Origin of the sequence: Daejeonella sp. H1SJ63 (assembly GCF_029360775.1) — a bacterium.
In the GTDB taxonomy this organism is placed as follows: domain Bacteria; phylum Bacteroidota; class Bacteroidia; order Sphingobacteriales; family Sphingobacteriaceae; genus Daejeonella.
This window is the reverse complement of record NZ_JARKMZ010000028.1, coordinates 95,629-108,249: the sequence shown is the minus strand read 5'-3', so window position 1 is coordinate 108,249 and position 12,621 is coordinate 95,629. Positions and strand designations below refer to the sequence as shown.

Below are 12,621 nucleotides of genomic sequence, written 5' to 3'. Positions count from 1 at the left end.
TATAATTAGGTACTCATGATAGTATTGCCGGTGAATCTTAAATTGTATTTGAAAAATCAATTCTTACGATGGAATCGAATGCCGCAATTATTACTGATGAAGTTGTTATTAGTAAGATTTATATAATCAGGAATACCAAAGTGATGCTGGATAAAGATTTGGCTGAGCTATATCAGGTAACGACAGGGAATTTAAACAAATCTGTTTTCCGAAATAAAACAAGATTCCCGGAGGATTTCATGTTTCAGCTTTATGAAGAAGAGTTTAAAAACTTGATATTCCAGAATGGAATATCAAGTTGGGGCGGTACAAGAAAATTACCCTATGCATTTACAGAACAGGGTGTGGCTATGTTATCAGGAGTATTACGTAGCGAAAGAGCTATTCAGGTAAACATCAGGATCATGAGAATTTTTACCCGAATCAAGCATATTCTGAATAATCACTCCGACCTGAATCTCGAAATTGAAAAAATCAAAAAAAAACTTAACAATCATGACAAAAACTTAGAAATAGTATTTAACTATCTGGATGAACTTATTGGAAAGCAAACAGACCCTAAACACTTACCTGAAATTGGATTTGTAGTGGGTAAAGGTTAAAGGCTCATGTCCTTTTTGAAACTGCTATGTCCTTATGATTAAGGTTTCATAGATAGTTTATCTAATTTAATATTGGTAGTTAAACCTGCCAAAACCGTATTATTATAAATTTTAATTACCCGGATTACCGTTGAATAGGAAGCTCTTATGTAATTACTTTTGTTAGACTAATTTGAACCGGACATACTATTAAAAAACAAATACAATTAGTAGCTGCCTATTTTCTTTAAAGACACAGATAGCCTCGAAGCAACAATCCAGGTCAACTTAAATCAAATTACGTATTTTTTTATATTACCTGTCTTTGTTCATAGGTCGAACTCAGGTTAAAAAATTAAAGTGGATCCAATTATGCTTAGGACTGGAAAATCAATATCCAAAAACATTCGGTACTTCCTGAACTTCTTTATTCAGATCAAGTACATAACCGTTCAATACCGCAATCTCAGGTTTTCCATCTTTGGTTAAAAGAAACTGAGCCGGTTGTCCGATCCCGGCAGCTTTCAGCGGACCGTTTTCCTGATTAGTCAGGTTGATCAGTCTGTCTTTTAAAGGTCCGGCAGGCGAAGCACTATCCGAAAATTTCACAAATAAAAACCCTTCTTTAATCAGCTGAAACTCTTCCACCTTCGTCATTTTATCCCATTCTGCTTTAGTCAGAATTTTTACTTTACCCGGATTGAGACTAAACTGCGATGCATCAATCTCATGGTGACCATAATTCAGTTCCATATCCCCAAGTTCTTCAATACGTCCATTATAAAACATACTCGCATACCCCGGTCCTTTGATCTGATTGAGATTTATACCCAGATTAGTTTTAAACACTGAACCCTCTTTCTGAATACTGACATTTCTGACGATCAGATCATAAAGAGACCGGCTGTTCTCAGGAATAATATCGTATTTGGCCAGATTCTGGCCTTCGTATGATTTTCTGGCGATTGATTCCAGTGCATTCAGAATGGCATAAAAATTAAGCTTACGGATGTATTGTTTTTCAGGATCATTCACAAAGCCGCCCGACTCAATCAAAATAGTAGAAATACCCATTCCCTGAAATGTATCTCCGAAGCATCGTGGATCAAAATCATCATTATATTTAGCCACTTTACCCGGAATACGGGTCTGCAGGGCATCATTCATTTCCAAAATAAGACGGGTAGCCCTCTTCCTGACATCGTTCATGTCTTTTGCATAATTATATGCAGGTGGCAGGAAAGAGATGGTTGCCGATTTATTTGTCGGACCGGCTGCATACAGCGTACTCTGATCATGCAGGTTGAAACCAATTTCGGGTTCAATTTTTTTCGCAATTTCCATCAGGGCCCTCCCTTCAGGACTTACCAGGCGACGGGCATCACGGTTAATATCTATTTCCTGTTCATTTCTTCTTTTCCATTCCTGAGCGCCATCAGGATTCAGCATCGGAACAAAATGTAGTTCAAGATTATCTCTGATCAGTCTTCTTAAAGAGTCAAATTCATCATTCCCCGACAAAAAATTAAACAGATCAAAAAGCGCCATCGTTGCAGTAGATTCATCACCATGCATCTGCGACCACAGCAGAACTTTGGTCCTGCCCCTGCCATAACTCAAATGATTAATGCTGCGCCCCTTAATGGATCTGCCAATCTCTTCACTGGCAAACAAGCCTGAGCTTACATGCTTCTGAATCAACTGCACTACATCATTATGCTTAATAAATCGATTCTTAATACTTGCTTCATGATACAGTTCATAACTATCCCATACCCTGTCGACATCTTTTTTAACCTGCAAAGAGTCCTGAGCAGCAGCAATTTGCACAGCAATAAAAAGCAAAACAGTAAGAAATAAACTTTTCGATTTCATAAGATCTCAAGAAATAAATGAATTAAACCGGCTAAAAATACAAATTATACTATTCCTATATTCGTGCAGACATGCTTATTATTCGGGGGTATTCAAATGTTTACAATGATCATGACCATCCTACTGTCTGTTATACCTGCAGGAAATAAAAATCCAAAGGATATGAAAGAACAGATTCAGGCAGAACTGGCTAAAAACAAGGGAGTTTTTGCACTGGCTTTTAAAGATCTTGCAGATGGAGAAGAAATTCTCATTAATGAAAGAATTACCTTCCATGCTGCCAGCACGATGAAAACCCCGGTTTTGATTGAGGCATACAAACAGGCTGCATCCGGGAAATTTTCAATGGAAGATTCAATTACTGTCAGAAATGATTTTAAAAGTATTATTGACGGCAGTCCCTACTCCCTGAATCCGAAAGACGACAGTGATACCGGCCTCTATGGTAAAGCAGGATCAAAGGTTAAGATCTATGATCTCCTCTATCAAATGATTATTCAAAGCAGCAATCTGGCCACTAATCTGATCATTGACCTGGTGGGGGCTAAAAATACCAATCAAACCATGCATGAAATGGGAGCCAATGATATCCAGGTTTTGAGGGGTGTGGAAGATAGCAAGGCTTTTCGTGCAGGACTGAATAATACCACTACCGCTTATGACCAAATGATTATCTTCAGCAAAATAGCTGAAGGTAAGGCAGTCGACGAGGCTTCATCAGAGGCCATGATCAATATTCTGCTAGATCAGAAATTCAATGATAAAATCCCGGCAAAACTACCTAAGAATGTAAATGTGGCACATAAAACCGGATGGATTACAGGAGTAAATCATGATGCCGGCATTGTGTTGCTTCCTGATGGGAGGAAATATGTTTTAGTCTTATTATCGAAGGAATTGGAAGATGATAAGGCAGCGGTAAAATCGATGGCGAGAGTTTCGAGGATGGTTTATGATTATGTTGTAGGGAAAAGTTAACGTTGTGGCTGATGCGTATGGCGTTTTAAGTTTTACGTGATACCCATTATCGTCCTCGTTTGTAACGAGGATGAGCGAGAACAGCGATTTTATCGCTCCCGGAATAGCATAAAGACATTATAAATATCTATCTCAGCAATCCGCGTTGCAAACCCGGACGATGCAGATTGAGGTATTACCGAAGGCGGGGACTTTGGGCACAAAAGTTCAATTGAAGAACAGAAAGTTGAACCCTGCAAAAATCTCCAATGGAAGACGTTCTATCCCGTTTTTGGCAATACCCCCTCAGTTCGTGTTTTCCTTCCAAACGATGAATGAAAAACAACTATTTCCTCGCACTAATTACGAACGCACTGGCATCTATCAAAACTTTACCTTCAGCATATTTTTGATTCACTAACTGAAAAGTTTCTGATTTAATTTTTTCTTTCATCGCGCTGTCAGCAGTACTTAAAGCACTCACTACCGGACCAACTACTTCTGACACAAAGCTCCAATAGGTTTCGGCAGTCTGGCACTTTAATTTCGTTGGAATTTCGATTTGCGAAATGTCTTTCAATCCCGCTTGTATAAATAAATCGGAAATGAGGCCATCTTTTGCACAACGAAACATTCCGGGTGAGCCAAGCGGGGGAGTTGGTAATTCCATGTTTTGTTTGATTATACCCATTATCCCTGAAAACCAAAAATTTTTATCAGGGCCCGTCCAAACGGATACTGCAATTCTTCCTCCCGGCTTTAACACCCGCACCATTTCCTTTGCAGCCAAAAGCATATCCGGAAAAAACATAAAACCCATTCTACAGCTTATCGCATCAAAAGTGTTATCCGGGAAAGGCAATTCGCATACATCAGATACGCTAAATTCAATGTTTTTAATCCCTGCTTTTTGAGCATTTTCACGTGCAATTACAAGCATATCATCAGCAAGGTCTGTCATGATAACTTTTCCGCTTTTGACTATTGATGCAATTGTTAACCCGGGTTCCCCCGTACCTGCAGCTACATCCAGCACCACATCCGTATCTTTCAAATGCAGATGCTGAATAATTTTATCACCGAATGGTTTTAAAAAATCCATGGTTAAGTCATCCCATTTTTTCCATCCGGGAGACGATTTATTCCACGATGCTTTTTGCTGTTCTCTGATTTCTTCAAATTGTTTTTCCATAGGTCTGATTTTATAGGTTAAACGTTGCTTTTCGTTCATCAGGAATTTCTAACTGATGAATATTTAGTAAACCAAATTGAGTTCAGGATAAGGTGAGAATAATTTACAGGATAACTAATATACAACTATTTGATTATCAATAACTAAGAACGCTTGTTATATTTAAGTGATAAATTTTAAGAACAACAAACTAAGCTTACTTCTAATAAAATTATTGAAATTTTCGTTAAAGTAAACGAATCTGCAAGGAATTTGATGTTGTAATTAACATACCTGCTCGCCATCGTTTGTAATCAGGACAAGCGAGAACAGCGATTTTATCGGCCCCCAGTTGGTATTATCCTTCTTATGACATTAAAGACATTATAAATATCTGTCTCAGGCATCCGCGTTGCAAACACGGACGATGCAGAGCCTTTCAGCAGACAACAACAACCTTCTTCCAGAAATCTTACTTCATCACCCGATGAATCTCGTTTAACAAATATTCCTGCGGATCTGAAAAATACTCCCAGAAGAATATTCCGGCCAGTTTATGTTTACGGATATATTTCGCTTTCTTCCTGATCGAACGTTCATCGTCATAAGTAATGAATACTTTCGTATCCGGATTAAAGAGATAGGGTGCTTTGGCATGACGATCCCAGTGCCTTTTGTATCCATTCTGATTGATAAACTCACTCTTCATTTTGGTATAACCTCCACCCTTTCCGGCCGCAGCTTTTGATCCCGTAACCTGGGGCTGGTTGATTCCATGATTCACGGTACTCTCAGCCTCTCTGCTCCTGCTGTAAAAAGCTGCACCTAATCCTATTTTATGTGCAGGTACTCCGGCCTCCATAAAATCCATCACCGATTTATGGGCTGAACTTGAATTTTCCATTCCTTTTGAAGGGTAAAGATTCGTATGATGAGCGACCGTTTTACCCCCATAATCATAAGTCATGATCAGGATATAATCCAGAATCTTAGCGACTTCAGCCATCTCTGTATTGTTCACAAAAGATTTGGAACCACCCACTGCGGCCGTTAAGAGGTATTTTCTCCCCTTTTCTGCTTCGAGTTTATCCAGCTCAGCACGAATATCCCTGAACATAAGTGTAAAGTTCTGCTTATCCTCAGGGCGATACACATTGCCTTCCTCCCCGCGCATGGCAGGGTATTCCCAGTCGATATCCACCCCATCCAGATCATATTGTCTGACAATATCCACACTGCTCTTTGCAAATAACTTTCTGGAGCTTGGTGTTAATACCGCATCCGAAAAGTTCTCACTCCACGACCAGCCACCGATAGAAATCACAATTTTTAAATCGGGATTGATCTTTTTCAGTCCGTTAAGCAAACGAAAGTTCGTTGAATCGGTCTTCAGATTAGTCAGAAAAGCCGTGCTGTCTTTCACATCCACAAAGGCATAATTGATATGTGTTAGCTTGTCGGCATCAATTTCGTCGACCTTCACAACCCCTCTATATCCTCCAACATAGCCGTTCACAATAAATTTCTTCTTTTGTTGTGAATAGGTATTAGTCAAAGAGCAAGCAACACATAGTGCTGTACAGCAAATCGATAAAATCAGGAATTTCATTTTCATAATCCGGAAGAGTTAAGATTTATTAAAAATATATAAAATAGATGAAGAATATGAAAGGATCAATTCTCTTATATTTGAGAGCAACAAGCCGAAAAATGATTCCGGTTTGTAAGATCTGATTTAAGACCTCTGAAAATGAAATTCAACAAAGTATTATCCTATTTAAGTATGATGCTGCTACTGTGCATCAGCAGCTTCAATCTAATTGCGCAAACCGCTCCCCTTAAGCTGATCGTGCTGGATCCCGGACACGGACATGCCACTTATATGCAGGGAAGAATGTACGAAGGACTGGACGCTGAGGTGCATGTTTATGCCCCAGCCGGACCGGATGTGGAGACTTATTTACGAAGTATTCATTCCATGAATTCCCGCTCCTCCAACCCTACCCAATGGAAAATGGTGGTTTATACAGGTACGGATTATCTGGAAAAGATGCTTGCAGAAAAAAAGGGCAATGCCGTCATTATTTCCGGAAATAACAGTAAAAAAGGAGAATACATGCGTCGCTCCATTGAAGCCGGCATGCATGTTCTGGCAGATAAACCTCTGGCCGTTACGCCTAAGGATTTTGATATGCTGAAAGAAACTTTCAAGCTTGCGGAGAAAAAGAACCTAAAACTTTTCGACCCGATGGATCTGCGCTATGACATCAGCAATATTCTTCAGAAGGAACTGGCTGCCACGCCTGAACTCTTCGGTAAACTAAAAAAAGGAAGCATAGAGGATCCTTCTCTTATTCAGGAGAACCTGCATCATTTCCTGAAATTTTCAGGATCAGAACCTGCACGCCGTCCGGCCTGGTTTTTTGATATTGAGCAACAGGGACATGGCATTACGGATGTGAGTACCCACCTGGTCGATATGTCGCAATGGGCCGGATTCCCGGGAGTGATACTTAACTATCAAAAGGACATCAAAATACTCAGCTCCAGAGAATGGCCTACTAATTTGACTCCTTCGGAATTTAAACGTGTTACCCGTGTAGATTATCCTGATTATCTGAAAAAATACCTGAAAGACAGCATATTATCGGTTATGGCTAATGGCGAAATCAATTATACGATCAAAGGGGTCCATGCTAAAGTTACGGTTAACTGGAAATACAGGGAGCCCTCAGGTTCAGGAGATACCCACTATGCCTTAATGCGTGGTACCAAAGCTGATCTGGAGATCAGACAGGGTGCTGAAGAAAAACATCGGGCTACGCTCTATATACGGGCAGCACCGGGGATTGCTGAAGCCGGATTTACTACGGTCATAGAAAAGGTAAAGGCCGAATTTCAGCAGAAATATCCGGGCTTTGATCTGATCAGAAAAGGCAATGAATGGATTGTAAAACCCGGAACTTTCAAGGGTACAAACTCAGCCGAAATGGCTATCCGCTACATCAGCAATAATGAGATGCCAGCCTGGGAAGTACCGAATATGATTGCTAAATATTATACCACAACTTCTGCGATCAAACAATAAAAGCAGCCGGGAAAGAAATTGATGAGCAAGATCAGGAATTTACATCAAATGCCCTTAGTCTGGATTCTGTTGATCCTGAGCGCCTGCAGTCCGGCGCTACAATCTGAGTCCGGCTTGCAGGCCTACCATATCGAAGGTTTTGCCCAGGGTACGAGCTATCAGATCAGCTATTACGACAATGAAGCAACCATCAGTTCCAAATCCATTGATCTGAAATTCAGTGAACTGGACAGCTCCCTTTCCATTTACAAACCCTATTCCCTGATCAATCAGTTTAATCAGTCGGAAACCGGAATTGAAATGGACGAGCACCTGCACAAAGTGGTGCAGCGTTCTCTGAAGATCTGGAAGGAAAGTAATGGGGTGTTCGACATCGGTATCCTGCCTATTGTGGAAGCATGGGGCTTCGGTGCAAAAAGACATAGCAATCAGCCTTCGGATGAAATGATAGAAAGTGCATTGAAATGTTCCGGTTCCGACAAACTCCGCATCGAAGGAAGAAGACTCATCAAATCCATTCCCTGCCTTAAAATCGATGTAAACGGCATTGCGCAGGGCTATAGTGTGGATGTAATTGCTTCTTATCTGGAGAGCCGGGGCATTGAAAATTACCTGATTGAAATTGGTGGCGAGATCCGGGTAAAGGGACGTAAACAGCCCGGCAATCAGATCATGAAAATCGGGATTGAACAGCCTTCAGAAAACAAAGACGATGATGCCGGTATACAGAAGATCATCGAAATGAAAGGCGGAGCCATCACTACTTCCGGCAATTACCGCAAATTTATTCAGAATGGCGCCAAAAAGCTTTCCCATCTGATGGATCCCAAAACCGGCCGGCCCATCAGCAATGAAATGATCAGCGTAACGGTGAAGACCAAAGATGCCATGAGTGCCGATGGGTATGATAATGTGCTGATTGGAATGGGAATTGAAAAAGCCTTTGCCTTTTTGAAAAAACATAAGGGACTGGAAGCCTATTTCATTTATCAGGATGCGAATGGAGCGGTGAGGGATACGGCGAGTGTGGGGTTTTTCAGGTAATTGGAATGCAGAAGTTTTTTATTGATTGACAATACCTGGTTTGTTGGAGTCAAAGACTCCATTCCATTTAATAATCCTTAGAGGCGCTGCGCTGAAACTAAGGACAGAAGATATAAGCTTTAAGGGCTTTATTTGTATTTATATCTTGCTGTATTTTTGTCTCCATTCTTTTCGATTAAACCATTTTCAACCGCAAATTTCAAATCACGGCTTGCTGTTGCTGATGATATTTCCCTAAAGTTTTTCAGGTATACTTTTCTTGTAAAATAATCATCTTTTACGATTGATTTAAACAAATTAACTCTGTCAATACTGGTTAAACTCGGGTTCTGAATACTCAATAATCCCTCAAGCGATTCAAGAATTATCCCCAGTATGAACTCAATAAATACTGTGGATTCGCCGCTTTGATCGGATTTCCTCAAAGATTCATAATATAGTTCCTGCCGCTCTTTTATTAAGGCTTCAATAGGCAAATACTCAAAAACAGGATAGGAATCTTTTAGTATCAGTGTCTGCCATAGCCTTCCCATTCTTCCATTTCCGTCAATAAATGGGTGGATAAATTCCATTTCGTAGTGAAATACACAACTTTTTAACAGAACTAAATCATCATCATTTTTTAGATAGTCAAATAAATCATGCATTAAAGGTTTAAGCATTTCACCCGGCGGAGCTAGATGTGCAACCTCTGAACCTTTAACTATCCCGACAGACTTTGTTCTGAGTCTTCCGGCTGATTCAATTAGTCCCTTCATCAACATTCCATGTGCTTCACAAAATGATTCAAAATCATATGGATTCAGTCTGTCCATGTCATCATAAACGGCAATTGCATTTTTAACTTCCAGAATGTCCTTTCCGGGACCTGCAACTCTTTTATTCTCAATAATTGCCGTTATCTGTTCAATTGACAAGGTATTCCCTTCAATTTCAAGGGAGGAATGAATCGTTTTAATCCTGTTTTTCTTTCTGAGTTCTGTCGGAGGTTTGTTCAAATGTGCCGCATTCACCTCCCCGATTTTCTCCGAAATTGAAGCAATTAATTTGAGAATCTTTCCGGTGATTTGATAGGGTGGTTTCATTTATTGAATCTTTGATAGTATCAAATGATAGTATCAAAGATAACTCAATTCTGTAAGATGCAGCTAATGAATTGGTAAGATTTGCAGGAAGACTGCCGAGGTATCCTAAATTTCATGAATAGATGAGAATAGACTATTAAAAGCAAGCTTCTGAAGAGTCAAAGACTCCATTCCATTTAATAATCCTTAGAGGTGCTGCGCTGAAACTAAGGACAGAGTGTTTGGGGCTTGGCGTTAGTGTGGGATTTCTGAGCACAAAACTTCAAGTTTGCACCTCAGCCCGACTGACACAAAACCCATGTTATAGCCAGTGCTTATTTTCTTTCTTCATTTTATAATTAATAAGCACAACATCCTTTCTTATATTTTCTTGCTCTTTCACAACGACAAACCCGTTCTTTTCAAAAAAAGTTTTTGCGGTCATACTTACATCGGATGTCAAAACTTGTGTGTTATAAGACTTAGCCTCACTTTCAATTCGCGACAACAATTCATTTGCGATTCCTCTTCGCTGAAAATCTTTATGAACATAAAAAAAGTCAATGTAGTTTCCTTCTTTTAGAGTTGCAAAACCAACTATTTGATTGTTTATTTCAGCGATAAGCACATATTGCGTACTTATCATTTCTTGCCAACGCTGATCATTTTGAGATGAAGATGACCATGCTATAAGTTGACTTTCATTGTATTGATTTTTGCAAACAGAATGGATTGTATTAACATATAATTGTTTCATTTCGACTAAGTCTTCCTGCCTTGCCACTCTGATATTCATGTCGTTTTGATTTAGGATTGGTTGTAACGTTCCCACGCTTGGCGTTCGTGCGGGATTTCGAAGCGCAAAACTGTCAACCTACTACTAAAGTCCAATTGGAAAACTGAACTTAAATATAAGCACGTCACCCCGCATGACGCCAAACGTGTGTTAGCAGTTCGGGCTTTTTTCATTCGTCTTTGTTGCCTTTACGGTTTAACAATGGTCTATGCTTTTTAATCAAATATTCTTCAAGTTCATAACGTCCGAAGTTAACAGTAAAAACTGTCGACTTGCAACTACTTAAATAGTCAGTTACTTTCTTGTCTTCGCTGTCACTAAAGTATCTTTTCTTTTTGTTAATCTCTTTAAGTTGAAAGCCGAGTATATCAGTTCCTATATGTCTTCTAAGAGCAGAAAAATAAGTTCGTCCGCTGTGAGTTGCAATTCTTTCACCAACGTCTGAACTCTCGCCAATATAAATAAGTCTGTCTGATTTGTCTTTTACCAAATAAAGTCCAGCATTGGATATTGTTGTCAAATTGAACCAAGGCTGAAAAGTCGTTTTGAAGAGTTTAGTTTCTCCTTGTTTTAAAATGTCTGCAAATTCGTTTTGAACACTCAACCATAGACCATTTTGGTTTTTAATTTCAAACTTTTTTCTCTTGTCGAGTTGAAAGCTGTTGAGTTTTGTCGGCAAGTTTACAATGCCAAATTCTTCAATTTCTTTTCTTCCTATTTTGGTAGTTATGAACTGTATTTTAAAATTGTCAATGTCAACAGGTTTAATTAGTTGATTTGTCTTTGAAACTTTTAAGTAATTCTTGTAAAAAGTTGAAGTTGTCGGCTTTGCTTGTTGTTTTACTCTTTTTAAAAGTTCTTTAGCTTCACCAATATAGAATGGTTTTTTGTCAAGGGAAATGAGATAATTGCCAAACCCATTTTCTGTCACGTTTGAGAAGTTGTCAAAAGGTCTTGATTTAAGAGTATAAAGTCCGTCCGATAAAATTTCGTCCGATTGATTTTGAATATTGTCCCAAGTTATTTTACTCATAGTTTCTTTCTTGTTGTGATGTCAAATAGCCTGACTGCTAACTTGTATATAAGGATGATAAAATTACCACAAGCCCACCAAATTCGGGTGTATTGTGGCATGTTTAACCATCCTTGTACTTAAATATATAAATTCTACCCAAACTCCTGACACCCCAGTAACAGATAACCGACAACTACTATTTAAAATACTCCACAATCCCCTCAGCAATCAACGCATGCCCCTTTTCATTCGGATGATTGACCTGAGACATGTAATTTGAAACCGGTTCACCCGAACGTGCCTTTTGGCGGAACAGTCCGTAGCTGTCTACCCATCCTACTTTATGTTTATCGGCCAGGTTTTTAATTTGTGTGGCATGTTGCTCCAGCACATTATTGGCTTCCAGGATATTCACGCGCTGGTCGGGTGAAGGGCTGAGCAGAATCACTTTGATACCCTTGTTCAGGGCAGTACTGATCATCTTCTCCCAGGCTACGCGAGCTCTTTCCAGTCCGATGCCCTGATCATTTAAGGCATAGTCGATAAACAACACATCGGGTTTATGATTTAACACTTCAACTTCAAAGCGTTTGGCACCGCTTTCTGAGTTTTCTCCGCCAATGGAGGTATTGATGATATTAATGACCGCAAAGGGATATTCTGCTTTCAGCGCTCGTAAGACCTGATAAGGATAGGCTTCCAGGGTATTCACCACCGGGGTTTTGAAATATCCCGCAGGAACTGAATGCCCGTGAAACACCAGATTGATGGTTCTGTTTTTAGGCCATTCCTTTTTCATTTCAACTTTCAAATCGTTTAAATAGCTGGCAGGATCTGCGCTTTGAGAAGCTTGAAAGGATAAAAAGAGAGTTGCCAGAAGGATCAGGAGTGATTTTTTCATAGGATTGCCGGTTAGCTGTTGCCTGAGATGATTGTGATATTGGAAGATGAATTACTCAATAGATTCATTACGGTATTGATGTTTAATTTAGTGATTTGGTTGAACAAAGGGAATTTTTATCGGTAGAAC

At 39.6% G+C, this 12,621-nt stretch carries 11 protein-coding genes; 4 read left to right on the top strand and 7 right to left on the bottom strand.

Annotated features, from left to right (window positions below; genetic code table 11):
- The first annotated feature begins 68 nt into the window (after positions 1–68).
- A complete protein-coding gene (locus tag P2W72_RS08355; protein ID WP_276360799.1) occupies positions 69–602 on the top strand; it encodes an ORF6N domain-containing protein in 534 nt (177 codons plus the stop codon).
- 369 nt (positions 603–971) lie between these two features.
- Here P2W72_RS08355 and P2W72_RS08350 read toward each other — a convergent pair whose 3' ends face one another.
- Positions 972–2,456 (bottom strand): M14 family zinc carboxypeptidase, encoded by a 1,485-nt coding sequence (locus P2W72_RS08350; RefSeq protein ID WP_276360798.1) that lies wholly within the window; start codon positions 2,454–2,456, stop codon positions 972–974.
- A gap of 111 nt (positions 2,457–2,567) precedes the next feature.
- Here P2W72_RS08350 and P2W72_RS08345 point away from each other — a divergent pair, with 111 nt between their 5' ends.
- Positions 2,568–3,434 carry a serine hydrolase gene (locus tag P2W72_RS08345; RefSeq protein ID WP_276360797.1) on the top strand — a complete coding sequence of 289 codons (867 nt, stop codon included), beginning with the start codon at positions 2,568–2,570 and terminating at the stop codon, positions 3,432–3,434.
- A gap of 325 nt (positions 3,435–3,759) precedes the next feature.
- On the opposite strand, the gene P2W72_RS08340 is transcribed toward P2W72_RS08345, so the two are convergent.
- Both P2W72_RS08340 and P2W72_RS08335 read right to left on the bottom strand, forming a co-directional pair.
- Positions 3,760–4,644 (bottom strand): class I SAM-dependent methyltransferase, encoded by an 885-nt coding sequence (locus P2W72_RS08340; protein ID WP_276360796.1) that lies wholly within the window; start codon positions 4,642–4,644, stop codon positions 3,760–3,762.
- Between the two features lie 412 nt (positions 4,645–5,056).
- A complete protein-coding gene (locus P2W72_RS08335; RefSeq protein WP_276360794.1) occupies positions 5,057–6,199 on the bottom strand; it encodes a glycoside hydrolase family 18 protein in 1,143 nt (380 codons plus the stop codon).
- Between the two features lie 135 nt (positions 6,200–6,334).
- On the opposite strand from P2W72_RS08335, the gene P2W72_RS08330 reads away from it, so the two are divergent.
- Both P2W72_RS08330 and P2W72_RS08325 read left to right on the top strand, forming a co-directional pair.
- A complete protein-coding gene (locus tag P2W72_RS08330) occupies positions 6,335–7,672 on the top strand; it encodes a putative oxidoreductase C-terminal domain-containing protein (RefSeq protein ID WP_276360792.1) in 1,338 nt (445 codons plus the stop codon).
- A 48-nt stretch (positions 7,673–7,720) separates the two neighbouring features.
- The gene (locus P2W72_RS08325) at positions 7,721–8,716 is read left to right on the top strand and encodes an FAD:protein FMN transferase (RefSeq protein WP_276360790.1); all 996 of its coding nucleotides are present in this window, start codon (positions 7,721–7,723) and stop codon (positions 8,714–8,716) included.
- A 128-nt stretch (positions 8,717–8,844) separates the two neighbouring features.
- Here P2W72_RS08325 and P2W72_RS08320 read toward each other — a convergent pair whose 3' ends face one another.
- The 4 genes from P2W72_RS08320 to P2W72_RS08305 form a co-directional block, all read right to left on the bottom strand.
- Positions 8,845–9,801 (bottom strand): Fic family protein, encoded by a 957-nt coding sequence (locus tag P2W72_RS08320; protein WP_276360788.1) that lies wholly within the window; start codon positions 9,799–9,801, stop codon positions 8,845–8,847.
- A 301-nt stretch (positions 9,802–10,102) separates the two neighbouring features.
- Positions 10,103–10,576, bottom strand: a complete 474-nt coding sequence (locus tag P2W72_RS08315; RefSeq protein WP_276360786.1) for a GNAT family N-acetyltransferase — start codon at positions 10,574–10,576, stop codon at positions 10,103–10,105.
- 169 nt (positions 10,577–10,745) lie between these two features.
- Complete coding sequence (locus P2W72_RS08310) at positions 10,746–11,609, bottom strand: GIY-YIG nuclease family protein (RefSeq protein WP_276360784.1); 864 nt, start codon at positions 11,607–11,609, stop codon at positions 10,746–10,748.
- Positions 11,610–11,787: 178 nt separating this feature from the next.
- The gene (locus P2W72_RS08305) at positions 11,788–12,492 is read right to left on the bottom strand and encodes a GDSL-type esterase/lipase family protein (protein WP_276360782.1); all 705 of its coding nucleotides are present in this window, start codon (positions 12,490–12,492) and stop codon (positions 11,788–11,790) included.
- Positions 12,493–12,621: the final 129 nt, after the last annotated feature.